The sequence below is a fragment of the Nonomuraea insulae genome (genome assembly GCF_042656245.1).
Genome location: NZ_JBHSPA010000005.1, coordinates 12737 through 38730, shown reverse-complemented (window position 1 = coordinate 38730; position 25994 = coordinate 12737). Strand labels below are relative to the sequence as shown.

The window sequence follows — 25994 nt, the reverse complement described above, 5'->3', positions numbered from 1 at the left end:
GGAGCGTGTCAGTTGCCGTGTCAGCGGGACAACGGCCCGGTATCAGAGCGGCTCACGATGATGAATGTCATCAACGGTTCACCGCTTCGAAGGAGCGCACATCATGTCCGTCACCCTTACCGACCAGGACAAGCTCACCCTGCGGACCGCCGCGTGGGGCGCCGTCTCACTGCTGTCCGCCGCCGGCGCCGCCGGCTCGCCCCACAAGGTCGCCACCGAAGGCTCCATCGCCCTGACCTCCGCGACCGGCCTGGTCGGGCACGTGCTCACCAAGGCGCCCAGGGGCGTGAAGTACGGCAAGTCCGTTGCCGCACTCGCCGACCAGGTGCTGCCGGCCCTGACGGAGGCCATGAGCCTGCTCAGGCAGCAGGATCCGGCGGAGGCCGGCAACTTCCGCCGCACCGTCGTCGTCGCCATCGAGGCCGCCACCCGGACCCAGAAGGGCGAGCCCAGCCCCACCCTGACCGAGATGGCCCGCAAGATCACCGAGGCCCTCGACGCCGCTCAGATCCCCTCGGGCGACCCGGCCTGAGCGATCCAGACGCACATTCGAAGGAGCACACCATGCCCGGCGCCGAGGCGTACGACGTCATCGGGCACCTGCCGCACGTCACAGCGGGCGAGCCCGACGACGACGCGCTCTTCCACTCACCGAAGGACGTCCAGGAGGTCTTCGGTGAGTGGAGGGAGAGATCAGGACTGTAGGACGGCCGCCAGGCGCTCCTGGCGCAGGGCCTCGTAGCGGGAGTCGTCGAGCGGCGCCAGCTCCCCCGCCGACCACGACAGCAGCAGGTCCGCCAGCGCCGGGTTGCGCGCCAGCGCGGGCCCGTGCAGGTATGTCCCCACGACGTGCCCCGCGTAGCAGCCCTCGAACCCGTCGCCGTTGCCGATGCCCGCGAGCGTCCTGGACAGCGGCTTGACGCCGGGACCGAGGCGGGTGACGCCCATGTGGTTCTCGAAGCCGGTCAGCGTGGGCAGGTTGAGCGCGGCGTCCACCTCGGCCACCAGCTCGCCCACGGCCCGCGCGGGGCCGCGCGCGCTGGAGAGGTCGAGCAGCCCGATGCCGTCCACCGGCTGGCCCTCCTCGCCGCCGAACGTGCTGCCCATGATCTGGTAGCCGGCGCACACCGCCAGCATGGCCGCTCCGCGCGCGATGGCGCGGTGGAGGCCGCCGTCCCTGCGCAGGCGCTCCGCGGCGAGGATCTGCGGCCGGTCCTCGCCGCCGCCGATCAGGTAGATGTCGCCGGTCTCGGGCACGGGATCAGCCGAGCGTACGTGGATCGTCTCCGTCTCGATCCCCCGGCGCTGCGCACGCTGCTCCAGGACCAGGACGTTGCCCTGGTCGCCATAGGTGCTCAACAGGTCGGGATAGATCCAGACGATGCGAAGGGCGCTGTCAGACGGCACGACCGAACTCCGATCGAATCTGCTGGAAGGCGGTGTAGTTGGCGATCACGTCGACCTTGCCGGGCGGCTGCATCGCCAGGGCCTCGGAGAACGTGCCGCAGAGCGTGAACGGCACCTCGGCCACGTCGAGCCTGAGCGCCAGGTCGAGCCGGCGCTGGCCGGTGACGAAGACGGGACGCCCGCGCAGGATGCGGTAGTCGACGTCCCACAACCACGAGGTGTCGCGGCCGTCGGGGCCCTGCGCGTTGACCGACAGGATGATCGGGCACTGCGGGTCGGTGACGTCGAACGCCTCCAGCCAGCCCGCCGGGTTCTTGGCCAGCAGCAGCCGCGCGTGCCGCCCCTCGCGCTCGACGGTGGTGTAGCGGCCGGCCACCGAAGTGACCTCGCGCAGCCGGGGCAGCGCCCGCTCCACCGGCAGCCCGAACGCGTCGGCCACCGCCAGCGCCATCACCGCGTTGGAGCGGTTGGCCTGGCCGGGAAGCTGGATGTCGAGCAACCACCGCTGCCCCTGGGGGTCGATCGCCGCGTCGTCGTCGAGCACCCACTGCGGCTCCGGCCGGTGGAACGTGCACTCCCTGCACGCCCAGTCGGCGTCCTTGCGGTCGAGCGGGCCGCCGCACTCGGGGCAGCACCAGGAGTCTTCCTTCCACCGCTGACCGCCGGAGACCCAGGTGACCTTGGCGGCCGTGGAGGCGCCCCAGGTGACGAGCGGGTCGTCGCAGTTGGCGATGACGTGGGTGGGCTTACCGGACAGGGCCTTGCGCCACTTCTGCGCCAGCAGCCAGATCTCGGCCGCGCGGTCCATCTGGTCGCGGCTGAGGTTCATCAGGCAGACGACGCTCGCGCCGGTCGTGTTGAGCACCTCCGGCAGGTATTTCTCATCCACCTCCAGCACGCCGTAAGGCGCGCCCTTCTGCTGGGAGAGGGCGGAGACGTGACCCGCGGGCATGTTGGCGCCGAAGGCGTTGGTGGCCACCTCGCCCATCTCCAGCAGGGCCGAGGTGATCAGTCTGGTCGTGGTGGTCTTGCCGTTGGTCGCACTGACCAGAGCCAGCTTGCGATCACGGGCCAGCTGGCGCAGAAGGTCGGGCTCGAGCAGCAGACCGACCCGTCCGCCGATCACCGAGCCGTCGCCACGCCCGGTCATCCTGGACAACGTGGCGGCACTGCGGCCCAGGGCACTGGCGAGCAGGGCCCGCAGAGGAAGCTGGGTCATGTGCATGGATCCTAGTCGTCGTTGGCCCTTAGTCTGGAGATGCACACGAAAACGCGGTCCGGTTGGTAGCCCGGACGAAGCTTTCGTATCCGCCCTTCCGAGGGATGTCCGGTGTGCCGGAAGCGGCCTCGTCAGGCCGTCATTCGGCATGCCATCGGGAGGGTGACATGGTGACCTTGTCCGTCTATCTGGACGGCGCTTTCTGGGTCGGCGTCCTCGAGATCGTCGAGGACGGAACTCTTCGCGCGACCCGCTTCACGCTCGGGTCCGAGCCGACCGACCCGGAACTCTACGACTACTTGATGCGGTACGGCGGCGCGCTGCTCGACCAGGCCGCCGCCGCGCCGGCCCTCCCCGTCGGCGCCCGTGCGGCCGGGCGGGTCAATCCCAAGCGCGCCGCCAAGCTCGCGGCCCGGGCGGCCGCCCTGGTGTCCAGCAGGAGCACCGCCTCCCAGGAGGCCACGCGGCTGGAGCTGGAGGGCCGCAAGCAGGAGGCGACGGCCGGGCGGCGGGACCGGCGCAGGGAGCTGGCCGAGCACAAGCGGGAGGTCGCCAGGCGCAAACGCATCGAGCGCCACCGCGACCGCTGATCGCCGACGACGCGGCGCCGCACTCGTGATCGCCGACGATGCGGCGCCGGGACCGATGATCGCCGGCGCCGCGATCGCTGATCACGTTTCGGCGAAGGTGATCTCCGGCGCGCCGCCCTGCTCGAACGGCAGGACGAAGCGGCGCGGCCACGACAGCACGCCTTCCAGCCAGCCGGCCCCCATCGTCTGCCCCACGTGCTTGATCCTGGCCGACGACTCGACGCCGATCGCGACGGTCACGATGTCCCGCTGCACGGCCTCGGCCTCGTCGTCGCCGAGGATCACCCGCCAGGCCAGCGCCCTGTTGTGGTCCACCTCCATCGACAGCGGATGGTGACGCAGCGCCTTGGCCCGGTGGCCGAGCAACTCGGTGTGGACGAGGTCGCCTGCGCCGTTGCCGTTCGGCTGGCGGAACAGGGCGTACTCCATGGGCGGGGCGGGGCTGTGCAGGTTCGGGGCCGGCTGCCCGTACGGGAAGAGCCTGTCCACCTCGTGCAGCCAGCGCACCTGCGGGATGACCCACGACGCCCCCGGCCGCTCACCGCCGCTGTCGGCCCCGGAGAGCAGGCGGTTGGCGCTCTCCGCGGCCTTCTCCGTCAGCAGCGCCGGGTCGAACCAGCTCCGCAACGACCAGGCGCGCCGCTGCACCGAGCGCTCGATCAGGGTGGCGAGCAGGCACTCCCTGCGCCGCGCCGGCAGGTCGGCCCAGGCGGCCAGCAGGGCGCGCGGCACCCCGGGCAACGGCCGGTTGCCGACGAAGGCCAGCACGACCGTGTCGCACCAGATGCGCAGCCAGGCCCAGTCGGGCGCGTCGGCCAGCACGTCGGCCTCGCGCAGCTCCACCAGCGTGCACGCCTGCCCGGTACGGCACTGCTTCCCGCAGGCCGCCGACCGGCGCCCGCGAATGGGCGGCGGCGGCCCCGGCAGCGCCTTCTCCCTCGACTCCCCCAGCGGTACGCGCACCCGCAGCGGCCGGTCCATGCCGTCGGCGAACACGGCGGCCGAGCCCGGCTGGAGTGAGACCACGTGGCGGGACTGCTCGTCGCTCAGGTTCATGGCCGCGCCGACGAGTTGCCTGTCGTCCTCGGCGGGCAGCCGGTGCACGACCTTCAGCGCCGTGTTCTTGACCACGTCGGAGACGAGCTTGGTGGGGATCTGCTCGGCCACCACGATGCCCTCCCCGTACGCCCTGATCTCCGCGAGCAGCCCGGCCAGCAGCTCCACGGCGTGTGTGGAGGCCCGGCCGTGGCCGCGGTCGCGCAGCAGCCGGTGCGCCTCCTCGATCACGATGACGTGCCGCAGCCCGGTGGAGCGCTCCTTCCTGGCGCGCATGCGCAGGTGCTCGACGATCCGGATGATCAGCGTGCCCATCAGGAACGCCTTGTCCTCGTCGTTGGCCACGTCCTCGATGGCCAGCACGACGTCCCGTTCCAGCAGGCCGCCGATGTCGGCGGGGTGGCCGCCCTCGAAGAAGCGCCCGGCCGAGCCCACGCGGAGCGAGCGCAGGCGCAGCGAGATGAAGCCCTCGACGTCGGCCTGGACCTCGCGGCCGTAGCCGATCTCCTTGATGACGTCCATGGCGTGCTGCTGGAGCTGTTCGAGGGTGGGGACGGTGGGCGGGACGTTCGAGCCTGGCATGGCGCCGCCGGTGACCACGTCCCAGCCGGTGGCCTCGTAGACGCGTTGCAGGGCCAGCGACATGATCTGCGGGAACGGCTCCTCGGCGTCGAACGCGGCCATGAACAGCGCCCTGACCATGTCGATGTGGGCCTGGACCGGGTAGCCGGGCTCGGGTTCGAGCGGGTTGACGCTGAACGGCACGCCGTCGGGGGCCGACGGGTTGATCACCGTGACGGGGTCCTCGATGCGGCCGGCCATGGCGGCGTACTCGGACTTGGCCGGCTCGATGGCCAGCCACGGGATGCGGGCCCTGCTGAGCTGCTCCAGCAGGTGCCGTACGGTCTGCGACTTGCCCGAGCCGGTCGCCCCCGTGACGAACGCGTGCCGGTTGAGCGTGGCCAGCGGCACCCGGAACGTGCCGACCCCCCGGTCCTGCCCGTCGAGGATCTCCCCCAGCTCCAGCTCGCCCCCTTCGGTTTCCGAGGTGACGTCGAAGAAGCCCGATTCGAGCACGCGCACACCGGGTACCTCCCGCCTGGGCAGCCCGGCCAGCGCGGCCAGCGCACCCGCGGTGGCGGCGAACGGGGCGGCGGCGCCGTCGGCCGGGTCCTGCATGGTGATGGCCAGGGCCTCCCCGAGCGCGTACGCGGCGCCGTGCGAACTACGCAGCCGGTACGGGTGCTGGCTCATCTCGACGGACCCCACGAGCACGGGCGCGATCTGCCGCAGCTCCTCGGCCGTGGCGCCGCCGGCCAGCACGCGAACGTTCCACAGTCCCGCCTCGCGGAAGGCGTCCAGCTCCTGCATGCGGCGCTCGGCGCGCTCGGCGTCGAAGCGGGAGCGCTCGGAGGCGTCGCCGTACTGGCGCAACACGTTGAGCTGCGTACGCAGGTGCGCCACCTCGGCGTCCAGCAGGTCGGTCGGCTCGGCCACCACGAGCCACGCGAACGGCCGCGACATGAGCGTCACCAGAGTCGACTCGAACAACGTCGGCCGCTTGAGCTCGTCGGGGTCGAACTCGCGTCCCCTGCTGCCCAGCGGCGGCGCCTGCCGCCCCGTGCACGGCGTCCACACCAGGTCGGCCAGGTCGGCCAGGTACTCCTCGTCGAGCTGCATCCCGCGCGCACCCCCAGGGAACAGCAGCGGCTGCGGCCCGCTCGGCCGGCCGGGCGTGTCGGTGGACCTGCGCGGCTGGCGCGGCGGCGACAGCGGGCCGGCATTGGTGATGAGTTCGAGCGGCGCTCCGGAGCCCCGCGACAACCAGCCGATCACGAATGGCCTGTCGCGCTGCGCCGCCGACAACACCGCGGGAAGCACGGTGACGAAATCCCATTCCGCCGACGAGCTTCGCGAGGGTGCTGCGATCGACTGGATTCGATACCAGGGCCCGCTCAGCGAGACACTCGGCTGCATTTCATTCCCCCACAGACGGTTCTTTGTTAAATTCCGCCAACCGTCAGCTCGTCACCTTGACATTGACCATGTCATTGCCTGCCCTTGCGCCAGTCCAGGCGTGGCGGTGGTGGCCCGAGGTTCGGTGGCGGCTCTCCGTTGCCGTCTCCGTCTCCGGTCCCGTCCCTGGGGTCGAGCGCCAGTACGGCCTCGCGCACGTCCTCCAGCTCGCCGAGCGTGGTCTTGGGGAAGGTGAGGATGGCCGGGTTCGCGTCGGCCAGGCGCACGCGCCTCCCTTCCGCGGTCGCGTCCGTGACGATCACGGAGGTGGTGGGAAGTTGCTGGAGCTGGTGCGGCTCGACGAGGAACTCGCGCGAGCGCTGCATCACCCGCTCCTTCTCGGAGATCTTGTCGGCGGTCCTGCCCCACTCGGTGGACTCGGTGATGTCGCCCACCAGGTCCACGTGGTTCGCGCCGCCGTACTCGCGCTCGTCGTCGAACTGCACGATCGTGGAGGTGTAGCCGCCGTCGAGGCCCGGCAGCGAGTCGCTGATCGTCTCGGTGAGCTGGGCCAGCTCCAGCCGGTGCTCGGTGCCGACGTGCTCGCTGGCGACCCGGGCGTCCTCGGCGTTGCCGAGCCGCATGAACGCGACCGCCGCGTGTCCTCTGCCGAGCCGCTCGCGCACGGTCGGGGTCAGGGACCGATATGTCAGTACGAGGCCCGTACGGGACGTCTCGCAGGCGTCCATGAGCCGGTCGAGCACGTCGCCCCTGAGCTTGTCCGCGCCCGCCACGATGATCGTGTGGTACCAGGGCCGGTCGGAGGCGGGCGACTGGCGCAGGATGTGCGTCAGGGCGGTCGCCACGTACGTGCCGAGCACCCGGTTGCCGAACACGCCCGCCTGCCGGTCCATGCTCACCACCCGGAGCCGGGCGGGCGGCAGGCGCACGGCCTGGGTGCCGAGCGTCTCCAGCTTGCGCAGTTGCGACTCCAGCGCCCAGGCCCGCTCGATCACCACCCGGTCGCTCACCCCGCGCCCGAACAACGTGCCGATGCGTTCGAGCTGGGTCGCGGTGATCAGCCCGAAGCGCAGGTCGTCGCGCGGGTCGCCCACCTGGGCCAGAGCCCGCAGCGCGGCGGTGACCTGGCTGATCGTGGCGTTCTCCCCGAGCACCTCCAGCACCCGCTCCAGGATCGCGTTGTCGAAGCTGAGGTCGCGGGTGGTGCGGTGCTCCTCGCTCACGCTCACCACGTGCGCCAGCACGTCGGCGAACGCCTCGGGCTTCAGCGTGGCGCCCAGGTCGAGCCGGGGCAGATCGACCGGAAGCACCCAGACCAGCGGGTCGTCGCCGCCCTTGCCGGCCAGCTCGATGAGGTCCTTGGCGATCGCGCCCTCCGACAGGTCGAGCACGGTCAGGTGGCCGCCGCTGTAGAGCCGGGTCGCCCCGAGCAGCGTGACCAGCGCGGACCAGCCGGGCAGGGTGCCGCCCGCCACGTCGATGCGGTCGATCTCGTCGGGCACCGCGACGGCGTACCAGGTGAGCTGCCTGTCGTGCCGCTCCTTCGACTCCTGCCACTCACGGTAGCGCTGGGCGTGCTCCTCCTGGGCGCGGAACAGCTCCTTGTCACGTTCCTGCTGCCGGCGCTCGTCCCTGGCCTGCTGCTCCAGCACCCGGTACTTGACCGCCCGGTCCCCCTGCACCAGCGCGAAGCTGCAGATGGTCGCCACGCCGCCGGCGGCCAGGAGGCCGACCAGCGCGAACGGCCAGGCGAGGTAGCCGGCCAGGGCGGCGGCCAGGATCAGGACGGTCAGGACCAGCATGAAGAGGCGGAAGATCCGGACGGGCCGGTTGAGCATGTCCTCCTGGAGCCGCTCGCGGCGGATCAGTTCGAGGCGGGCGGGGTCGGGCCCGGCCTCGGGAGCGGGCTCCTCGACGGGAGAGGGGCGTTTCGGCGGTGGACCGGGATCGGGGTGCAGCAGGATGTACTGCCAGCCCAGGTAGATGCGGTCCGCCTGGAGCTGGGCATGCTCGGGATGCACGTCTCCCACGTGACCCTCCGGCCGCCGATATGTCATTAGGTGTAGGGGTCAGCCCTTTCCGCTCCGTGACAGCGTATGAGTTTGAACCCCCGTAGTGGCAGGGTTTCTCGGCAATTCGACCAGCCCGATGGGAGCATTGCGGCAGATGGGACAAGCGATACCTATTACCATCCTTTGTCATGACGGAACCCACCGGCGGCAGCACTGACAGGCCCAGACGTCCGGTAGTGGTACCCGCAGTGGCGCTGGTGACCATTACGGCCGTCGGCATCACCGCTCTCCTGGGCGGCCTGAACGAGGCCACGGAGGCGCCGGACCCCCTGAGCCAGGGCGCGGTGCTCGACCAGGGCCTCTACTCCACCAAGTTCGTCGAGTCGCGGGTGAAGGTGGAACGGGCGGAGAACGACTACAGCGAAGACAAGCGGTTCGTGGAACTGGTCTTCGACGTGACCAACCAGGGGGACGAGACCTACTCGGTCGGGTCGCCCCCCGAGAAGCTGGAGCAGGCCTACCTCGCCAACTCCTTCGCGGGATCGCTCGTCAAGATCACCCCGGCCTTCGACAAGGAGGCAGGCCCGTTCTCGTTCGCCGTGAGCAAGGGGGGCGAGACGCGGCAGCTCTTCCCCGGGGTGACCAGCCAGGTGATCGTGCGCTACCAGCTGAAGGAGAACGAGCAGCCGCCGGAGAAGATCACCTTCGACGTGGCCTCCTTCGAGTACAGGACCGACTTCAACAGCACCGACCCCATCTGGTCGATGGTCGCCACCGAATCGGGCGACAAGTTCTTTCCCGAGATCAAGGCCCGGGTGACCTTGCCGGTCAAGAAAGGTGACTCAGCGTGACCGCCACACAGCAAGCATCAGCGGTCACCTCGCCGCCGAGACGCAGCAGGCGGGCGGGGCGCCGGCGGAGCACCGGGTCGCGGTTGCTCAGCGTGGTCGTCGGGCTGGTGCTGCTCGGCGGTGCGGTCTGGCTGCAGACGCTGCGCCTCGGGGAGGGCGGGCTCAACAGCCCGCTCACCTACACGGGCGTGAAGGGCGAAGAGGTGGACGCCCGGCGCTTCACCCTGAAGCTGGACTCGTTCTCGACGGCCAGGTCGATCCAGAACTACACCACGACCATCGGGACCGACAACCTCTTCCTCATCGTCAACGCCACCGCCAAGTCCAGCCTCAAGCCGTACCACCTCGGGCCGCCCGTGTTGCTGACGGAAGACGGCAAGAGGTTCGACGCCACGGACAGGGTGGACAACGCCGTCGTCATGTCCAACGTCTGGGTGCAGCCGGACATCTGGGTCAGCGGGCGATTCGTCTTCGAGGTGCCCGCGTCGGCGCTGCCTGGTGCGCGCGTCGTGTTCAGGCTGCCGCCTTCGTTCCTCGTCGAGTCGTACCAGCCGGAGGTCGAGATCGATCTCGGGCTGGACGAGGCGGCGGCGCGCAAGCTCGCCGACTCGCCGCAGGCCGTCTACTCCGTGAAGAAGTGAGCGCAGGATGAGCACGAACGACGAGCGTGACTGGTTCGCGCCCAAGAACGACCGGCGACAGCAAGACGAGGACCCGCCCCCGCCGCCCAGCCCCGTGCCTCCGCCCGGCCTGGGAGCACCTCCCGGTACGGGAACGCCTTCGGGGGGCTCGCCCGAGCAGGGGGCGGCTCCTGGAGAGCCGTTGCCCCGGCGTGGGCGGCGCGCTCGTGGGGAGCAGCCTCCCGGTTATGACCCGGCCCAGGGCCTCACACAGGGCCAGGGCCTCCCGCCCGGCCAGGACCTCACGCAGGGCCACGGGCTCCCGCCTAGCCAGGGGCTCCCGCCCGGCCAGGGGCCCACGCAGGGGCAAGGGCTCTCTCAAGGGCAGGGGCTTCCGCCCGGACAGGGCCTCACGCAGGGGCAGGGGCTCCCTCAAGGGCAAGGGCTTTCGCAGGGGCAGGGGGCGCCGTCCGGGGCGGATCCGGCTCAGGGGCCGGGGCTTCCGCGGCGGCAGGGCAGGCCGCAGCGGCCCAGCAGGCCGTCTCAAGGGGTTCCGCCGGCGGGTGGCCGGCGTGGACAGGGGATGCCTCAGGAGCCGCTGCCCGGGTACGGCGCGGGTTCTGGGCGCGGTCGGCACTCTCACCCCGATCATCAGGTTTGGCCGCCCCCCTCGCAGCGTGACCCCATCGGCGGCGCCACTCAGCCGCTCCCGGCGGTACCCGCTGCCGTGGAAGGGCCGCCCCCCAAGTTCGGCCGCCGGCAGCCCCCCGGCTCCCAGCCCGTCGGCCAGCCACCTTCCGGCCCTCAGCCCGCCGGCCCGCCGGTGGGCTCGCCGCCCGCTGGCCCGTCATCTTCAGGTCCTCAGCCCGCCGGCCCGCCGCCTTCCGGCTCCCAGCCAATCGGCCCGCCGCTTGTCGGCTCGCCGCCCGCTGGCTTGCCGCCCGCTGGCCCCTCGCCTGTCGGCTCGCCGCCTGTCGGCCCGCTGGCATCCAGCCCGCTGCCTATCGGCTCGCTGCCCTCCGGCCCACAGTCCGGCCCACAGTCCGGCGGCCCCCAGGGCTCTGGCTCTCAGCCTCCTGGTCAGCAGTCAGCCTTCGCCCAACAGGCGCCCGGCGAGCAGCCTCCGGGTCGCCAACAGCCTCCGGGCCAGCAACCTCCGGGCCAGGGCCAGCAACCTCCGGGCCAGGGCCAGCAACCTCCGGGCCAGGGGCAGCAGCCCCCGGGGCAGCCGCCCTCCGGTCCGGAGGAGGCGGCCGCGGCAGGTGCGACGCCGCCCGACCCGCGCCGTAAGCGCCGCCGCACCGTGCTGGTCGCGGCCGGCGCTGTTCTGGTGTGCCTGCTCACCACCGCCGCCCAGAGCTACGACGGTTACCTGTTCTACGAGAAGACCACCGTGGAGGAGATCACGGAGACCGTCGTCCCGGCGGGCCAGGCGGGCAAGGTGAACAACATCGAGTTCACGGCCACGGTCACCCCTGTCAAGGCCCCCGCGGGCACCAAGCACGGCCCCGAGGTGACCTGGCTGAAGGTGGACATCGGCAGGAAGGTGCTCGACGAGAGCAGCGCCACCATGATCGCCGAGCCTCGCGAGCTCCGGTTGCACGACCGCTCGGGACGTGAGTGGACCGTGGAGGCCAAGCCGGTCGACGACCGGCCATTCGACCGGCTCAAGGTCGGCACCACGTACCGGATGGAGGGGATGGCCATCGTCCCGACGCCGGTCGCGAACGAGGTGGAGCTGACGGTCAGGCCGAGCACGTACCGCTCGGACACGAAGACCGAGGACCTGTTCAAGCGGGATGCGGTGGAGAAGCTGGAGAAGGACGACGACGTGCTGCGGTTCAGACGTCGCTGAGGGGCTCTCCCCTGAGGCGGGCGCGGGTGGCGGCGATGTCGTACGTGGCCGCCAGCAGCGCCATGGTGAGCACGCTGACGATCATCTCGCGGACGAACGCCACCGGCGGCCCCTGGAAGGACCAGACCCATTCCGACTGCGTGCCGATGAGCAGGCGCAGGGCGCGGTCGCCGTACTCGGCGGCCACCGTGATGCCCACGTAGCACAGGCACATCATGCCGAACAGCGGCGCGCCCGCGTTGAACACCATACGGAACGAGTTGGCCAGCGGCAGCCAGCGGTCCCGGAACCCGCCGGTGACCTGGTCGAACGACTTCTGCGTGAGGTCGTGGGCGCCTTCGAGGCGATCCACGCCCTGCTCCAGCTTGGTGCCCTTGAACAGGCTGCGCGTCTCGTCGGAGTAGGCGCCGAAGACGAGCATCGCCACGGTGAGCCAGGCCAGCGGGACCGCGACGGCGTCGAGGAACACCGGCCAGACGTCGCCGAACCAGCCGGTGACGCTCTCCCAGACCGGCAGGCTCTGCTGCGTCTCCGCCCAGATCTCCTCGGTGCCGGCGACCACGTTGCGGTGCTGCACCCATTCGGAGCGGGCGTCGGCGAAGGCGACGGTGGCGTTCAGACCGTAGAAGACGAACGCGAACTCGGAGAAGGCGGCGCCGAAGCCGAAGAACCCGCCCTTGCCCTTCTCCACGAACTTCCCGAACAGCGTCTTCAGCCCGAACGTGACCACCATCGCGCCGAGCGACACCCGCCAGTCGAGGTCGACGAGCCCGCGGCCGACGTCGGAGTCCTCACCGAACCAGCCAGCCTCCGTCTGGTCGTAGAAGTGGTGGAAGATGTCCATCTGGTAGATGTCCCTGGCGTCCTCCGTCTGGAACCCCCACGACAGGTAGAGCACGGCGAAGGCCGGGGCGACCCGGTCGAGCGTCCTGAAGAAGCGCTCGCCCGCCACGCCGTCCTCGGCCCTGGCCCGCATCTCCCACAGGGCGCCGCGCAGGGTGTGCAACATGCCGGTCGTGATGGTCATCGCCGTCAGGATGATGATCGTGAGCAGCGTCATGACGGCCACGAGGCGGACCTGCCTGAAGTCGCCGTAGGCCACCTCGGTGGCGGCGTACAGCAGCACGAAGCGCGCCAGCTCGCCGACCGAGAACCACAGGATCAGCGGCAGGGCGCACTTACCCGCCAGTCGTAGTGCGTGCAGAGGCAGCGAATACGGCGACGGCATTTCCTGAGCCGGCGTAGGCCCAGATCGCGGGGGTGCCGTTGCACCAGTCGAACCGGACATCTGTGGAATCGTAGCGGTCTGCCCCTTATGCCGCAGCCGCAACCCTGAAGAAGCGCTACTCTCCGCCTATCGATCATGAACGCGCGGCGACGTGTCATGGGCCCGTTGAGCCCCAGTCACGTTGAATCTGCGGCAATATGACTGTATGGAGCCGCAGCCCGCAACCGACATCGACCCTCGCGTGGTGGGAGATCGACTGCGGCGGCTGCGGCAGGCGCGCGGCGTCTCGCTCTCCGAGCTCGCCAAGCGCGCCGGGATCGGCAAGGCCACCCTGTCGGGTGTCGAGACCGGCACCCGCAACCCGACGCTGGAGACGCTCTGGGCGATCACGGCGCAACTCGGGGTGCCGATCGGGGCGATACTCGACTCGCCGCCCGAGCCGCAGATCATGCGCGGGACCGCGATCGAGGCCGAACTGCTGGAGGTGTTCGAGGACGATCGCGTCACCTACGAGCTCTACCGCCTCCGTGTCCCGCCCGGCCTCACCCAGACCTCCCCGGCCCACCACGAGGGCGTCAGCGAGCACCTCACGGTCTTCACCGGCACCCTCAGCGCGGGCCCCATCCACGAACCTCTCACGGCCGGGCCCGGCGACCACATCTCCTGGGTCTCCGACGTCCCCCACGGCTACCGCGCCCACGGCCCCGACGTCGTCCGCGCGACCCTCCTGATGCGCTACCCCACCAAACCCATCTGATCTCCGCCCCTGCGCGAGGCGGAGGCTAGACGGTCGCGTCGTGGGCGGGGCGGCAGGTCCGGCAGGGGCGGTAACCCGCTGCACGGGCCTGGGCGAGATCGCGGAAGCCGTGCCGGTGGGCCGGGGTGATGCGCCGGGCGTTGTGGCACGTCGGGAAGCAGACCACGCCGGTCGTGTCGCTGGCCAGGTAGTACACCCGGTCCCCTGCCAGTGCCCGCAGCCGCTCCAGATCCACCCCTTCGGCCAGCAGCAGCCGTTCCTTGGCCGCGGAGCCGAAGACGTAGTCGCCGGGGACGCCGTCCGACCGGGTGACCCGGTGGCAGGGGATGAGAAGCGGGACCGGGTTGTGACCGAGAGCCGTTCCCACCGCGCGTACGGCCTTGGGACGCCCGATGCGGGCCGCGATCCACGAGTAGGGCCGCACCTCACCCCTGGGGATGCCGCGCGCCGCCTCCAGCACCTCGCGCTGGAAGTCGCTCATCCCGCGCAGATCCAGCCGGAGGCCGGGAGCGCGGCCCGTGCGGAGCGCGGGCAGCAGCCCCGCGGGCGGGCGGGCGGCGGGCAGGAGCGGGCGGCCGAAACGTTTCCTGAACGTCTCGGTGAAACCCTCCCCGGCGTGTACGTAGGCGACACCATGATCGGTGAACGCCACCGCGAGCTCCCCGATCGGCCCCGGCACGCGTACCCAGCGGGCCGCGATCCGGTCGAGCAGCCCCTCGGGCGGCTCGGCGGCCAGTGCCGCGAGTCCGGTGAGCAGGGGGTCCTTGGTCATCGGGCACCTCCTAGTGCTCGTAGCCGCCTCAGCCCCCGTGACACGTGTGATTTCACCGTGCCCTGGGGGATCTTCAGCACGGTGGCGATCTCGCTGACCGGCAGGTCCACGACGTGCCGGAGCACGACCGCGGCCCGCTGCTCGTCGGGCAGCAGGCCCAGCATCTCAGCCAGTTCGTCGCCGGTCTCCCTGCGCACGGCCGCCTCCTCGACGTCCTCATGGGGATCGACGACGTCCACCGGTTCGTCGCTCAGGTCGGGCGGCGGTTTGCGGGACTTGGTACGGGCGCAGTTGCGCCAGATGTTCATGAGGATCGTCATCAGCCAGGCGCGCGGCTGGAGCGCGGCGATCCGGTCGCGGTCGTAACCGGCCAGGGCCCTGTACGCCCGCAGGAACGCCTCCGCGGTGAGATCCTCGGCGTCGGCCCAGCGCCCGCTCAGCCGCAGCGCGGTCGAGAAGACCAGGCCGCGGTAGGTGCCGTACAGCTCGGCGAACCCCTCGTCGAGGTCGTCGAGCAGCGCCTTGCGCACCGGGTCGAGACAGTCGAATCCACTCACGCTCACTACAACACCGTCGGGCCCGAACCCGTTGCACCCGGGAGGCGCCTGTCGCGTTCCTTTACTCCGGGCCGAACACGGGAGTGGACGATGAACCACGAACTCGGGCAACGTGGGCTCGCGTAACGGCGGGCGACCGCTGATGGGTCAGAGGCCGTTTCCTGGAGGGCCGTCGGCCGGAGTGCGGCGGGTGGCAGGCCACGGCAGCGCGTAAAGGATGATGAAAAAGCCGGCCCGCGTCCGATGGACGCGGGCCGGATGTCACGTGCGTTGAGGAAGGCGGCAAGGAGAGCCGCTGCCGTGGCGGATCGGGTCAGACGGCGACCGCGAGCGAAGCGACCTCGCCCAGCTTGGCCTCGACCTGGATGTCCCTGGTGACGCCGCCGCCCGCGATGATGCGCACCGTCCAGTCGCCGGGAGCGGCGAAGAAGCGGAAGACGCCCTCGTCGGACACCACGACCTCGCCGGTGAACTCACCGGAGCCGTCGAGCAGCCGCGCGTACGCGGTGCCGGCTCCGGTCACCACGCCCTGGATCACGGCCTGGTTGGCCAGGTCGATCCCCGGGGGCAGGGCGATGGTCTGTTCGGGTGCTCCGCACCCGGGTGCTGTGTTCGACATCAGCGGGCCTCCCCAAGCTCGATCGGCACGCCCACGAGCGAGCCGTACTCGGTCCATGAACCGTCGTAGTTCTTCACGTTGGACTGCTCGAGCAGCTCGTGCAGCACGAACCAGGTGTGCGCGGAACGCTCGCCGATGCGGCAGTAGGCGATGGTGTCCTTGCCGAAGTTGACGCCGGCGTCCTGGTAGAGGGTGCGCAGGTCGTCGTCGGTCTTGAACGTGCCGTCGTCGTTGGCCGCCTTGGACCACGGGATGTTGCGGGCGGTGGGCACGTGGCCGCCGCGCTGCGCCTGCTCCTGCGGGAGGTGCGCGGGGGCCAGCAGCTTGCCGGTGAACTCGTCGGGCGAGCGCACGTCGACCAGGTTGAGCTTGCCGATCGCGGTGACCACGTCGTCGCGGAAGGCGCGGATCGCGGAGTCCTGGTCCTGGGCGGAGTACTGCGTCTTGGCGCGCTGCGGCACGTCACGGACCAGCTCGCGCGAGTCGAGCTCCCACTTCTTGCGCCCGCCGTCGAGCAGCTTCACGTTCTGGTGGCCGTAAAGCTTGAAGTACCAGTAGGCATAGGCCGCGAACCAGTTGTTGTTGCCGCCGTAGAGCACGACGGTGTCATCGTTGGAAATGCCGCGGTCGGACAGCAGGGCCTCGAAACCGGTCTTGTCCACGAAGTCGCGGCGCACCGGGTCCTGCAGGTCCTGGCGCCAGTCCACCTTCACGGCGCCACGGATGTGGCCCTTGTCGTAGGCGCTGACGTCCTCGTCGACCTCGACGAGAACGACTCCGGGCGTGTCGAGGTTGGCCTCGACCCAGTCGGCGTCCACCAGGGCGGCGGAGCGGCTCATTTGGATACCTCCATTTTGGCGGCGGGCTGTAGACGGCGAATGAGCAGGTACGTTTCGCAGCCAAGGCAGAATCCGAAGGCTGCGTTGAGGAAGGCGGCAAGGAGAGCCGCCGCCGTGGCCACGAGGGCCAGCGGCGTGATCCCGGCGAGGTATCCGGCCAGGCCCACGACCGCGAACACCAGACCGACCCCCTGGGCGAAGCGGGGCGGGCGAGCGTCCTCGGTCTCCTTCGGGGCGCTGCGGACGAACGCCTTGAAGAGCATCGCGTACGGTGAGCGCCATGCCGCTCCGAGCGCGAAGACCACCGCCTGGACGGCGAGCAGCCACATACTCTCCGTCACCAGGACGGAGGCGAGGACCAGGGTGGTGATGGCCGCGCCGAAGCGCAGCGCTCTAGGATCGGCACGCATCGATGGGATGCTCCTGCAGGGTCGATTTGGGGCGGCTCAGAAGTCCGCGCGAGATCGTCCTCAGGCAGCGCGACAGAGTGCAGTGGCGACGCGGCAGAAATCAACCGCGCGCCGCTTCGTGAGCAGCTCTGTCGTCGGGTTCATGCGCACGACACTACTCGGCGTCTCGTCATCTGTCACATCTCGTCCGGTTGCTGAGACAACTTGTGAGACGCCTCACAGTCAAGTCTCCTGTACGGCCGACGCCAGCGCCGCCAGGACGTCGGCTTTGCGCGGCTGTCCTGCGGCCTTCTTGACCACCGAACCCGCCCGGTCGAGCACGAGCACGGTGGGCGTGCGGGTGATGTCCAGCCGCCGCACGAGGTCGAGCCGCGACTCGGCGTCGATCTCCACGTGGCTCACCCCCGGCACGAGCGCGCTCACGTCGGCCAGGACGCGCCGGGTGGCCCGGCACGGCTGGCAGAAGGCGGTCGAGAACTGCACCAGCGTGGCCCGCTCGCCCAGCCCCGAGCCGAGGTCGGCCGCCGACAGCCGCTCGCCGCCGGCGTCGTCGCGTACGCGTCCGTCGCGGCGCAGGCGAACCACCCCGATCAGTGTCCCGAGCGCCAGCGTCGCCAGCGCCACCCACAAACCCGTCATCGCCGTTGTAACCACCCGAGGCCGCGATTACTTCCGAATCGGCACCTTGACGAGCAGCTTCCCCGTCTTCTGGTCGACGACCTCGAAGTGGTCGATCTCCCGCATGCTCATCGTCGTCTCACTGCGGAAGAGCGCCTCGGCCTGGTAGTCCTCGCGGGTCACGACCCAGCTCTGCGCGATCTCGCGGTTGCCGCCCCTGCCCACGACGATCAGGCCGCAGGCCGTGTCGACGGGCACGCCGTTGACCCGTACGCCCAGGTCCGTGCCGCTGTCGGCGGGGAGGGCGACCACCGTGGCGTAGTACTCGGCGGCCTCGTTCTCGCCGGTGAACTCGCGCCCCTGGGCCGCCTTGCTCGGCCTCGGCGTGGCCAGGGGTGAGGCACTTCCGGAGCGCGCCTCGCTCGGCTTCAGCGTGGCTCGGGGCGCGGCGCTCTCTGAGCGTGCCTTGGTCTGGGGTTCGTCCCGCTGCGCGAAGCTGTCCTCACTCAACGCGCGGGGCGCGGGCTCCTGCGACTGGGCCGAGGCGGGAGCCCCGGCGGCGGCCGACTCGGAGGCCGGTCTGCTCTGGACGGACGTCCACACCGTGCCGCCCACCGCCACCACCGCCGCCGACGCGGCCACCGCCATCAGGACGCGGCCCCGCCTGGCCCGCTTGACGCGGTCGTTCAGCAGCCGGTCGAGCACCTGGCGCGGGGGGCTGGCCACCAGCTCGACGTCACGCTCCGACACCTTGCCCAGGAACGAGGTCACGCCCGCGAGCTCGGCCAGCTCCGCGCCGCAGTCGTCACAGGTCGCCAGGTGGTGGTCGATCTCCAGCGCCTCATCGGGTTCGAGCGCGCCCAGGGCGTGCACTCCCAGCGAGATGCGAACCTCCTCACACGTCATCACGGTGCCAGCCCCCGTTCTTCGAGCGCCAGTTTCAGCGCGCGCAACGCGTAGTACGTACGGGACTTGACCGTGCCCGGCGGAATGCCCAGCGTCGCCGACGCCTCCTTCACCGATCGCCCCCGGTAGTAGACCTCCAGCAGCACGTCGCGGTGCTCGGGCCGCAGCGCGGCCAGCGCCTCGGCCACCGCCCACGACTCGACCGCCCGCTCCAGCTGGTCGTCGGCCGGCAACACCGCCAGTGCCTCGTCGCCGATCTCCGGCGGCCTGGCCTTCTTGGCGCGATGCTGGTCCACGACGAGATTACGGGCCACCGTGAACAACCACGCGCGAATGGGCCGGTCGGACAATGCCTCGGGATGTCGCCAGGCCCGCAACAGGGTCTCCTGGACGACGTCCTCGGCTCGCCCGGTGTCACCGGTAAGTCGCAGTACGTAGCCGTAAAGGGGGCCAGCGTGCTCGTCGAAGAGGGTCCTCACGAGTTCCTCGTCGGCGGTGTCCGCTGCTGTCACACCCTCATCACGTAGGGAGGGGCGAAGCGGTTCAGCCTCATCCACGGATCGGCACGTCAGACGCTTCGGCGGAGATCTCCAGCCCTTCTGCCACATTCCTGACCCGGGTCACCCGCACGTCGAAGGGCAGCTTCCCCTTGAACGGGATGGGGTAGGAGACCAGCCGGGCGAACTGGTCGGGCACGCCCTGGATCTTCTCGGCCTGCAGCCTGATGCCCCCGTCGGCGACGACGACCCGCATCTCGGCGTTGAACTTCACCTTGTTCACCCCTACCGTCACCTCGCCCGACGCCGTGAACCGCGATCCGTTGCCGCCGATCTTGACGCCCTGGGGGGCGTACTTGTCGATCGTCGCCCTGGTGAGGGTGCCGCTGATGGCCACGCGTTCGGCCTGGATGTTGGCTCTGTTCTGGAGGACGTCGGCGAGGGGCGCCGTCACGTTGTACGCGGCTCCCCGAAGGTTCTTGATCGGCACGCCACCGTAGGAGAACGTGCCGAGATTGAACCGTACCTCTGGATAGCGTCCCGAGATGGCCTGAGTGAGAAATGGGATGCCCTCAATTGTCACTGTGGGTGGTGCCGAGAGGTCGGAGGCGGCGGCGATCCTGTTGGCGAGGTCGCGCTCGACTCCCGCCACGGCGACGCGATCGACGGCGACGAGGAGAATGACGAGCACGATCAGGAAAAGGATCAGCTTCCGCATGAGGCTCCCTGTCTGGGGCGGGGGTCAAGCCTACCGACTGGCCTCCCTCATTCCCCGACAAACCGCCTCATCACCCGCCTGCGAAGGGGGGCAGCACCTCCACGGTCGCGCCGTCACCGAGAAGCACCTCGTCATGGGGCCGTTTGCCGACCGGCGAACCGTCCACGAGGAACGAGCAACGACGTACAACTTGTGCCAGATCTGCACGATTTTGTGTGATTTTGGTCATGAGTTCACCAAGAGTGACCGCGTCGAACGACTCTTCGGCGACACCGGCGGCTTCCTTGGCAGCCGCCCAATAACGTACCTTTCCCGTGGCCATGCGTGCCTCACAATCTGTTTCCGCTCTATTGTGCGGCGCCCTTAACAAGGTTGTTTCAGGAGACGCGCTGTTCACCTGCTGGACGCGCAATGGACGCGACTAACACGTGGGCTATCCTCACCTACAGGACCTGGGCGATGAAGCCCCCGGGTCCTTGCGTGTTTGAGGAGGCCGTAATGAGCAACCTGCTCCTGCTGACCAACGCCCTCGAGCCGTCCGCCGAGGTGCTCCCGGCGCTGGGCTTGCTGCTCCACTCGGTCCGCGTCGCTCCAGCGGAGGCGTCCGCGCTCATCGACGCCCCACCCGCCGACGCGGTCGTCGTCGACGCGCGAAAGGAGCTCGTGCAGGCCAAGAGCCTGTGCCGGCTGATCCGCACCACCGGCATCGACTGCCCGCTGCTCGTGATCGTGACCGAGGGCGGGCTGGCCGCGATGACCGCCGAGTGGGGCGTGGACGACGTACTGCTCGACAGCGCGGGGCCGGCCGAGGTGGAGGCGCGGCTGCGCATGGCCACGGGCCGCATCACGCAGGCCGCGTCCGAGGACGTGCCCGACGAGATCCGCAGCGGTGACCTGTCGATCGACGAGGCCACCTACACCGCCCGGCTGCGCGGGCGGGTGCTCGACCTGACCTTCAAGGAGTTCGAGCTGCTCAAGTACCTCGCCCAGCACCCCGGCCGGGTCTTCACCCGCGCCCAGTTGCTGCAGGAGGTCTGGGGTTACGACTACTTCGGGGGCACCAGGACGGTCGACGTCCACGTGCGACGGCTGCGGGCCAAACTGGGCACCGAGTACGAATCGCTGATCGGAACGGTCCGCAACGTCGGCTACCGCTTCGTCCCCGACCGGACCGACACGGCCAACGTCTGATTGACAGCGGGTTCCCGCTGGAGTCCACTGATGTGACAGGTCGTCGCACAGGCTGTTTCGCGACTGTCATGTCGAGGACACCGCCGTCCTGGACCCAAATCGCGCACGTCACCGCTGGCCGCACGTGCGGAATCGAGCCTGGCGGGGTGATGTCGGGGTGGGGCTCTTCAGACCGCTGGTGGAGGAGGGCGCCCGCCCGCGCGTCTTCCGACGTAACGAGACGATCTGCTCGCCATTACGGCCGGCCGGCAACGTTTACCTGATCGATTACGGCTACGCGCGGGAGTACGGCCCGGCCGGGGAGCGCGAAGCCGTACACGATCTTCGGAGTGACGGCGACCTCGTCGGCGAGCTGGCCTTCTGGAGCCCCGCCGACCGCGTCAAGGTGGACGCGCTGACCGAGGTGCAGGCCTGGCCCATCGGGCTGCGGCGGCTGCGCGAGCACGCTTCGACCAGCCCCGCCGTGGCGACCGCGCTGATCCAGGAGCTGTTCGCCAGGAACGTGGCCGCGCGCAGGCACGAGGTGCTGGCCCGCGCCCCCGTCGCCACCCGGCTGGCCGTGTGGCTGCTGCACCTGGACGAGCGCTACGGGCTGGCCTCGGAGTCGGCGCCGCCGCTGTCCATGGAGACGCTGGCCGACCTGGTGGGCAGCTCGCCCGACGTGGTGCAGCGCCAGCTCACGCAGTGGACGCAGCGGGGCTGGCTGGTCAGGCCCGGGTACCGGCGGCTGCGGATCGCCGACCCGTCCGCCCTGCGTGGCGCGGCCGGAAGCTGGGAGCACCTGTCGGCGCCGTGGGCGGGGCGGGTGACGCCGTTCCTGACCCGGCCGGGCGGGCCCGCCGAGCCGCTGCCCGTGGGCGAGGTGCCCAAGCCGCGCCAGCTCCCCGCCGACGTGCCCGACTTCACCGGGCGGCAGCACAGCCTGGACCTGCTCACCGCCTGGCTGGAACGCCCTCAGCGGACGAACACCATGGTCGTGCAGGGCCTGCCGGGCGTGGGCAAGACCGCGCTGGTGACGCGCTGGGCGCACCAGCACGCCGACCGGTTCCCCGACGGTCAGATCGTGATCGACCTGCGCGGCCAGTCGCCCACCCAGCCGCCGATGAACCCCGCCGAGGCGCTCGGGCAGATCCTGCGCTCACTCGGCGTCGGCGAGCACATGCCGGCCGCCGACGAGGCCGAGCTGATGTTGCTCTACCGCAGCAGGATCGCCGGGCGCCGGCTGCTGCTCATCCTCGACAACGCCGCCGACCCCGCGCAGGTGCGGGCGCTGCTGCCGGGCAGCAAGGACTGCGTGGTGCTGGTGACCAGCAGGACGCGGATGGCGCCGCTGCGCGCCACCGGGCACGCCGACCTCATGGACGTGCCGGTGCTCGACCCGGGCAACGCGGTGGCGCTGCTGGTCGCGGTGCTCGGCGCGGGATCGGCGCGGGCCGCCGACCGGGACACGCTGGCCGAGCTGGCGCGGGTGTGCTCCTACCATCCGTTCGCCCTGCGGATCTCGGCGGCCAAGCTGGCCGAGAACCCGGGGCTGAGCGTGCGGTCGCGGGTGCAGGAGTTGCGGCGGCCCGATCGGCTGCTGGTGGGCGATCCGGAGGAGGCGTTCAGGTCGGCGCTGGATCTGGCGTACGAGTCGCTGAGTCCGGCGCAGCGGCGGGCGTTCCGGCACGTCGGGCTGCTGCCCGGGCGGGACTTCACGCCGCAGGTACTGGCGGCGGCGCTCGGCGTGCCGGTCGGCGAGGCGGTGGTCGCGGTGGAGGGGCTGCACCGGGCGTACCTGGTGGAGCCGCTGCCCGGGCCTCGCTACCGGGTGCACGACCTGGTCAAACGGCTGGCCAGGGAGCTGGGCAGGCATGCCGAGGCGGGGGTGCGGGAGGCCAGGACACGGCTGCTCGACCACTACCTGGCGATGGCCACCGATCCCGGCACGCCGCGCGAGTGGTTCGAGGCGGAGCGGCGTTCGCTGGTCTCGATCGCGCGGCTGGCGGAGGAGAGCGGCGCGCAGGGGATGGCGTGGCGGCTGGCGGAGGCGGTGTTCGAGCCGTTCAGGCGGCTGCGGTACTACGAGAACAACCTGGAGATCCAGCAGGGCGGGCTGACCTCGGCGATGCAGGTGAGCAACCGGCGGGCCATCGCCCTCATGCGCAGCAACCTCGGCTCGATCCACCGCGACATCGGGCCCTCGACGCTGGCGGCCAGGTTCATCGGGGAGGCGCTGGCCGACTTCGCCTCGCTCGGCGACAACGTCGGGCGGGCGCGGGCGCTCAACGACCTCGCCGAGGTGCACGGCATCGCGGGCAACAGCGAGGACGCGCTGCGCCACGCCGGCGAGGCCCTCGACCTCTACCAGGAGATCGGCGACCTGGCCGGGGTGGCGAACTGCCTGCACACGCTGTCGCGGCTGCACCTCTCCCAGGAGCGGTACGAGCCGGCGCTACGGCACGCCGGCCAGGCCCTCGACGTACGCGAGGAGCTCGGCGACCGGCGCGGCACCGCCCAGAGCCTGATCATCCTGGCCACCGTGCAACGCAACCTGGGCGAGCCGAACGCCGCCCTGTCGGAGGGCCTGGAGGCGCTGTCGATCTGCCACGAGCTGGGCGACGAGCACGCCGAGGCCGAGACGCTGCTGTGCCTGGCCGAGATCTACGATCTGCTGCGGCTACACCACGACGCGCGGCGGGACGCGGAGCGGGCGCTGGCCGGGTACACGGCGACCGGCGACCAGTACGGCTGCGGGCGGGCCCTGTGCGCGCTCGGCCGCATCGCGCGCAACGGCTCCCGGTACGACGAGGCGCTGGCCCACTACGAGCAGGCCCTCGCCGTACAGGTCGAGCTCCACCACGAGCAGGGCAAGGCCGAGACGCTCGGGGACATCGGGCTGGTGCACTGGCGGCTGTCGGACTACCTGCGGGCCGACGACTACCTCAACCAGGCGCTGGCGATCAGCCGGGTGATCCGCGACGAGCCGGTGGAGGCCCGCATGCTCAACCGGCTGGCGCGGGTGCGGCGGCGGCAGGGCCAGCCGCAGGTGGCCTTCGTGTACGCGCTCGAAGCCCTCGACATCGTGCAGGGCATGGGGAACCGGCGGGCGGAGGCCGACGTGCAGGAGACGCTGGCGTACACGTACCTGTCGCTGGGGCGGCACGGGCACGCGCTGCGGGCGGCCAAGGCGTCGCTGGCGCTCAGGGAGGAGCTGCGCGACAACCGGGCCAGCGCGTTGTTGTCGGTGGCGCAGGCGCTGCACACGGCGGGGCGGCCGGGTCAGGCGCTGGACCCGGCCAGGGAGACGGTCGAGCTGCAGAACGAGACCGGCACGCGCGACCGGTGGGCCGCCGCGCTGACCACGCTGGCCATGGTGCTGCTGGAGCTGGATCGGGCGGAGGAGGCGCTGGTGTACGCGCGGCAGGCCAGGCAGGTGCACCTGGAGTGCGGGACACGGCGCGACCTCGGGTGCGCGTTGCGGGCGCTCGGGCTGATCTCGGTGCGGCTGGGGCGGCGGAGCGCGGCGGTTTCGTATCTCCGGGAGGCGGCGCGGACGCTCGAAGAAGTGGGTGACGTATTCGAGGCGCACCTTGTGTCGGAGGAATTGCGGAATTTTGCGTGAAACACCGACAAAAGTCGTGAAATCTCGGTTTTGAGGTCGCAGATCTTTTCCGGATCTTTTCGTTAGCTGGTCTCACCAGCCACTCCAATCGGAGGTGATCCGGATGCTCAGAAACCATCTGCGTCGAGACCTTCAATGGCTCAAGCGACAGGCGCGCAGGGACAGGCGGATCGCCGTCGCGCTGCTCGCCGCCGTGGTGGGGGCTTGGGGGCGGCAGCTCCTGCCCGGCGACGGGCCTGTCATGTCCCCCGTTCTGGTGGCCATCTCGATCGCCCTGGTCATGGGGTCGGGGGCCGCCTGGGTGCTGTCGGCGTACTTCGTGACCAGGAGTCTGCGGGTGCGGCGGGAGCCGGTCGAGGAACTGCGGTGGATCTCGCGGATCGGGCGGGGGAAGGAGTGGGCGTTCTGCTCGCTGAGCGCCTATGTGGCCTGGCACCTGCTGCAGTTCGTCACAGCCCTGCTGCTGGGCTGATCGCCGCTCGTTCCAGGCAGTCGACGCGGATGCCCGTGCCGGTGAGCGTGAACTGGACGATCTCCGCCGTGGGCAGTTCGGCCGTGCCGAAGTCGGTGTCCGCGTGGGTGTCGCACCACTGCACGATCTCCTCCGGGTTCTGGAGCGGGGCGACGAAGTGGACGAGGCTGACGTACCAGCGGTCGCGGACGCGGCCGTGCTCCAGGTCCCGTACGCCGCGCGACTCCAGGGCGTGGGCGAAGCGCTTCCGCAGGATGTCGAGGTTCTCGTCCAGCGGATGCGCGCCCACGAGGACGCCGCCCGGGTGCGGGCTCACGCCCGCCAGGTACACCCTGGCGGGCGGCAGTCCCTCGGCGGCCTCGGCCAGCGCGTCGCCGTACGCGCGGCGGAGCGGGTCGTCCTCGGGGATCCTCTCCCGGTACGGCTCCAGGGACCTGAGGGTGAGGTGCAGGTTCGGACCGCCGTGCACCCAGTGGCCGGGGGCGGGGGCGGTGGTGGCCAGCGCCGTCATGCGGGCCACCACCTCGCCCTCAGGACGCAGCACGGCCGCGGCTCCCCACCGGCTGGCGCCCTCCACCATGGGAACGTCATGGGTGGCCCGGCCGGACAGCAGGGCCGCGCGGCCATCGGCGCGGAACTCGGCGAAATCGGACATCCGCCGAAGTATGCCATGGGGACGAGTGGTCAGGCCCCTACCGCCTGACCTCGGATGAGGGCGAGCAGCGCCGGCACCCAGTGCTCGCCGTAATGCTCCTGAAGGTCGGGGCGGCGCCAGTCCGCGCCCGTGACCCGGCCCCGGCAGAGCGCGGCGCCGCACCGGCAGTCCATGGTGAAGTCGGGTGCGGCAGTGCTGGTGGCGTAGTCGTTCGTGGCCTCCTCGCCGGGGGTCAGGTCCCGTCGGGTGGCCAGGGTGTACGGGCCGGTCCACCACAGGTTCGGATCGCAACTGTGGTTGCCCTTGCCGTTGGGGGTGTCCGAGGGCAGGACCAGGTTCAGGTCTTCTGAGACGGTGATGGTGTCGACGTAGGGGCCGGTGAGCAGCGGTCGCAGCTGGTCCCAGGTCACCAGGCGTCCGCCCAGGCGGGAGACGACGGTGCCCGCCGGGATGGCGGCCGTGGCGAACAGGCCCACGCCGGAGACCGGCGAAGGGCGCACCTCCAGACGTGGGTGCAACCAGCAGTCCGGCTCCAGGGCTTCCAAAGGGGTTTCTCGCACGGGG

Annotated in this window: 28 protein-coding genes; 10 read left to right on the top strand and 18 right to left on the bottom strand. The window is 70.7% G+C overall.

Going from position 1 to position 25994, the window contains the following annotated elements; genetic code table 11:
* Positions 1-103: 103 nt before the first annotated feature.
* Positions 104-532, top strand: a complete 429-nt coding sequence (locus ACFPZ3_RS02040; protein WP_379512177.1) for a hypothetical protein — start codon at positions 104-106, stop codon at positions 530-532.
* Positions 533-564: 32 nt separating this feature from the next.
* On the top strand, positions 565-705 hold the full coding sequence (locus tag ACFPZ3_RS02035) for a hypothetical protein (RefSeq protein WP_379512176.1): 141 nt from the start codon (positions 565-567) through the stop codon (positions 703-705).
* On the opposite strand, the gene ACFPZ3_RS02030 is transcribed toward ACFPZ3_RS02035, so the two are convergent.
* Both ACFPZ3_RS02030 and ACFPZ3_RS02025 read right to left on the bottom strand, forming a co-directional pair.
* Positions 694-1407, bottom strand: coding sequence for a type 1 glutamine amidotransferase (locus ACFPZ3_RS02030; RefSeq protein WP_379512175.1), 714 nt, complete (start codon positions 1405-1407; stop codon positions 694-696). The genes ACFPZ3_RS02035 and ACFPZ3_RS02030 overlap by 12 nt on opposite strands.
* Positions 1397-2626 carry a Mur ligase family protein gene (locus ACFPZ3_RS02025; RefSeq protein WP_379512174.1) on the bottom strand — a complete coding sequence of 410 codons (1230 nt, stop codon included), beginning with the start codon at positions 2624-2626 and terminating at the stop codon, positions 1397-1399. The genes ACFPZ3_RS02030 and ACFPZ3_RS02025 overlap by 11 nt, the downstream gene beginning before the upstream one ends.
* Positions 2627-2793: 167 nt before the next feature.
* Here ACFPZ3_RS02025 and ACFPZ3_RS02020 point away from each other — a divergent pair, with 167 nt between their 5' ends.
* Positions 2794-3216, top strand: coding sequence for a YjdF family protein (locus tag ACFPZ3_RS02020; protein ID WP_379512173.1), 423 nt, complete (start codon positions 2794-2796; stop codon positions 3214-3216).
* 81 nt (positions 3217-3297) lie between these two features.
* Here the strand turns inward: ACFPZ3_RS02020 and ACFPZ3_RS02015 are convergent, their stop codons facing one another.
* A complete protein-coding gene (locus ACFPZ3_RS02015) occupies positions 3298-6249 on the bottom strand; it encodes an ATP-binding protein (protein WP_379512172.1) in 2952 nt (983 codons plus the stop codon).
* A gap of 71 nt (positions 6250-6320) precedes the next feature.
* Positions 6321-8279: a hypothetical protein gene (locus ACFPZ3_RS02010; protein WP_379512171.1), complete on the bottom strand. Its 1959-nt coding sequence runs from the start codon at positions 8277-8279 to the stop codon at positions 6321-6323.
* Positions 8280-8449: 170 nt separating this feature from the next.
* Here ACFPZ3_RS02010 and ACFPZ3_RS02005 point away from each other — a divergent pair, with 170 nt between their 5' ends.
* The 3 genes from ACFPZ3_RS02005 to ACFPZ3_RS01995 all read left to right on the top strand — a co-directional run bounded on the left by ACFPZ3_RS02005 (position 8450) and on the right by ACFPZ3_RS01995 (position 11587).
* Complete coding sequence (locus tag ACFPZ3_RS02005; protein WP_379512170.1) at positions 8450-9112, top strand: hypothetical protein; 663 nt, start codon at positions 8450-8452, stop codon at positions 9110-9112.
* Positions 9109-9753: a hypothetical protein gene (locus ACFPZ3_RS02000; protein WP_379512169.1), complete on the top strand. Its 645-nt coding sequence runs from the start codon at positions 9109-9111 to the stop codon at positions 9751-9753. The genes ACFPZ3_RS02005 and ACFPZ3_RS02000 overlap by 4 nt, the downstream gene beginning before the upstream one ends.
* Positions 9754-11035: 1282 nt before the next feature.
* Complete coding sequence (locus ACFPZ3_RS01995) at positions 11036-11587, top strand: hypothetical protein (protein ID WP_379512168.1); 552 nt, start codon at positions 11036-11038, stop codon at positions 11585-11587.
* Here the strand turns inward: ACFPZ3_RS01995 and ACFPZ3_RS01990 are convergent.
* Positions 11574-12815, bottom strand: a complete 1242-nt coding sequence (locus ACFPZ3_RS01990; RefSeq protein ID WP_379512167.1) for a hypothetical protein — start codon at positions 12813-12815, stop codon at positions 11574-11576. The two genes, ACFPZ3_RS01995 and ACFPZ3_RS01990, sit on opposite strands and share 14 nt — an antisense overlap.
* A gap of 244 nt (positions 12816-13059) precedes the next feature.
* Between ACFPZ3_RS01990 and ACFPZ3_RS01985 the strand changes: the two genes are divergently transcribed.
* Positions 13060-13572 (top strand): helix-turn-helix domain-containing protein, encoded by a 513-nt coding sequence (locus ACFPZ3_RS01985; protein ID WP_379512166.1) that lies wholly within the window; start codon positions 13060-13062, stop codon positions 13570-13572.
* A gap of 25 nt (positions 13573-13597) precedes the next feature.
* On the opposite strand, the gene ACFPZ3_RS01980 is transcribed toward ACFPZ3_RS01985, so the two are convergent.
* The 11 genes from ACFPZ3_RS01980 to ACFPZ3_RS01930 all read right to left on the bottom strand — a co-directional run bounded on the left by ACFPZ3_RS01980 (position 13598) and on the right by ACFPZ3_RS01930 (position 19830).
* Positions 13598-14344 carry a methylated-DNA--[protein]-cysteine S-methyltransferase gene (locus tag ACFPZ3_RS01980; RefSeq protein ID WP_379512165.1) on the bottom strand — a complete coding sequence of 249 codons (747 nt, stop codon included), beginning with the start codon at positions 14342-14344 and terminating at the stop codon, positions 13598-13600.
* Complete coding sequence (locus ACFPZ3_RS01975; RefSeq protein WP_379512164.1) at positions 14341-14901, bottom strand: RNA polymerase sigma factor; 561 nt, start codon at positions 14899-14901, stop codon at positions 14341-14343. The genes ACFPZ3_RS01980 and ACFPZ3_RS01975 overlap by 4 nt, the downstream gene beginning before the upstream one ends.
* A 313-nt stretch (positions 14902-15214) precedes the next feature.
* A complete protein-coding gene (locus ACFPZ3_RS01970) occupies positions 15215-15520 on the bottom strand; it encodes a DUF1416 domain-containing protein (protein ID WP_379512163.1) in 306 nt (101 codons plus the stop codon).
* On the bottom strand, positions 15520-16359 hold the full coding sequence (locus ACFPZ3_RS01965) for a sulfurtransferase (RefSeq protein WP_379512162.1): 840 nt from the start codon (positions 16357-16359) through the stop codon (positions 15520-15522). Before ACFPZ3_RS01965 ends, ACFPZ3_RS01970 begins: the two co-directional genes overlap by 1 nt.
* Entirely contained in the window at positions 16356-16769 is a 414-nt protein-coding gene (locus tag ACFPZ3_RS01960; protein WP_379512161.1) for a DUF4395 domain-containing protein, read from the bottom strand. Before ACFPZ3_RS01960 ends, ACFPZ3_RS01965 begins: the two co-directional genes overlap by 4 nt.
* A 60-nt stretch (positions 16770-16829) precedes the next feature.
* Positions 16830-16913, bottom strand: a complete 84-nt coding sequence (locus ACFPZ3_RS01955) for a putative leader peptide (protein WP_357918323.1) — start codon at positions 16911-16913, stop codon at positions 16830-16832.
* A 78-nt stretch (positions 16914-16991) separates the two neighbouring features.
* The gene (locus ACFPZ3_RS01950) at positions 16992-17408 is read right to left on the bottom strand and encodes a TlpA family protein disulfide reductase (RefSeq protein WP_379512160.1); all 417 of its coding nucleotides are present in this window, start codon (positions 17406-17408) and stop codon (positions 16992-16994) included.
* Between the two features lie 27 nt (positions 17409-17435).
* Complete coding sequence (locus ACFPZ3_RS01945) at positions 17436-18293, bottom strand: anti-sigma factor family protein (protein WP_379512307.1); 858 nt, start codon at positions 18291-18293, stop codon at positions 17436-17438.
* On the bottom strand, positions 18293-18805 hold the full coding sequence (locus ACFPZ3_RS01940) for a sigma-70 family RNA polymerase sigma factor (protein ID WP_379512159.1): 513 nt from the start codon (positions 18803-18805) through the stop codon (positions 18293-18295). The genes ACFPZ3_RS01945 and ACFPZ3_RS01940 overlap by 1 nt, the downstream gene beginning before the upstream one ends.
* 37 nt (positions 18806-18842) lie before the next feature.
* A complete protein-coding gene (locus ACFPZ3_RS01935; RefSeq protein WP_379512158.1) occupies positions 18843-19508 on the bottom strand; it encodes an LmeA family phospholipid-binding protein in 666 nt (221 codons plus the stop codon).
* Positions 19509-19578: 70 nt separating this feature from the next.
* Positions 19579-19830 (bottom strand): MoaD/ThiS family protein, encoded by a 252-nt coding sequence (locus tag ACFPZ3_RS01930; protein WP_379512157.1) that lies wholly within the window; start codon positions 19828-19830, stop codon positions 19579-19581.
* Positions 19831-20006: 176 nt separating this feature from the next.
* Between ACFPZ3_RS01930 and ACFPZ3_RS01925 the strand changes: the two genes are divergently transcribed.
* The 3 genes from ACFPZ3_RS01925 to ACFPZ3_RS01915 all read left to right on the top strand — a co-directional run bounded on the left by ACFPZ3_RS01925 (position 20007) and on the right by ACFPZ3_RS01915 (position 24775).
* Entirely contained in the window at positions 20007-20699 is a 693-nt protein-coding gene (locus ACFPZ3_RS01925) for a response regulator transcription factor (protein ID WP_379512156.1), read from the top strand.
* A 157-nt stretch (positions 20700-20856) separates the two neighbouring features.
* On the top strand, positions 20857-24303 hold the full coding sequence (locus ACFPZ3_RS01920) for a tetratricopeptide repeat protein (RefSeq protein ID WP_379512155.1): 3447 nt from the start codon (positions 20857-20859) through the stop codon (positions 24301-24303).
* 103 nt (positions 24304-24406) lie between these two features.
* A complete protein-coding gene (locus ACFPZ3_RS01915; protein ID WP_379512154.1) occupies positions 24407-24775 on the top strand; it encodes a hypothetical protein in 369 nt (122 codons plus the stop codon).
* Here the strand turns inward: ACFPZ3_RS01915 and ACFPZ3_RS01910 are convergent.
* Together ACFPZ3_RS01910 and ACFPZ3_RS01905 are read right to left on the bottom strand one after the other, a co-directional pair.
* The gene (locus ACFPZ3_RS01910; RefSeq protein WP_379512153.1) at positions 24753-25430 is read right to left on the bottom strand and encodes a hypothetical protein; all 678 of its coding nucleotides are present in this window, start codon (positions 25428-25430) and stop codon (positions 24753-24755) included. The genes ACFPZ3_RS01915 and ACFPZ3_RS01910 overlap by 23 nt on opposite strands.
* 29 nt (positions 25431-25459) lie before the next feature.
* Complete coding sequence (locus tag ACFPZ3_RS01905; protein ID WP_379512152.1) at positions 25460-25990, bottom strand: SET domain-containing protein; 531 nt, start codon at positions 25988-25990, stop codon at positions 25460-25462.
* Between the last annotated feature and the right edge of the window lie 4 nt (positions 25991-25994).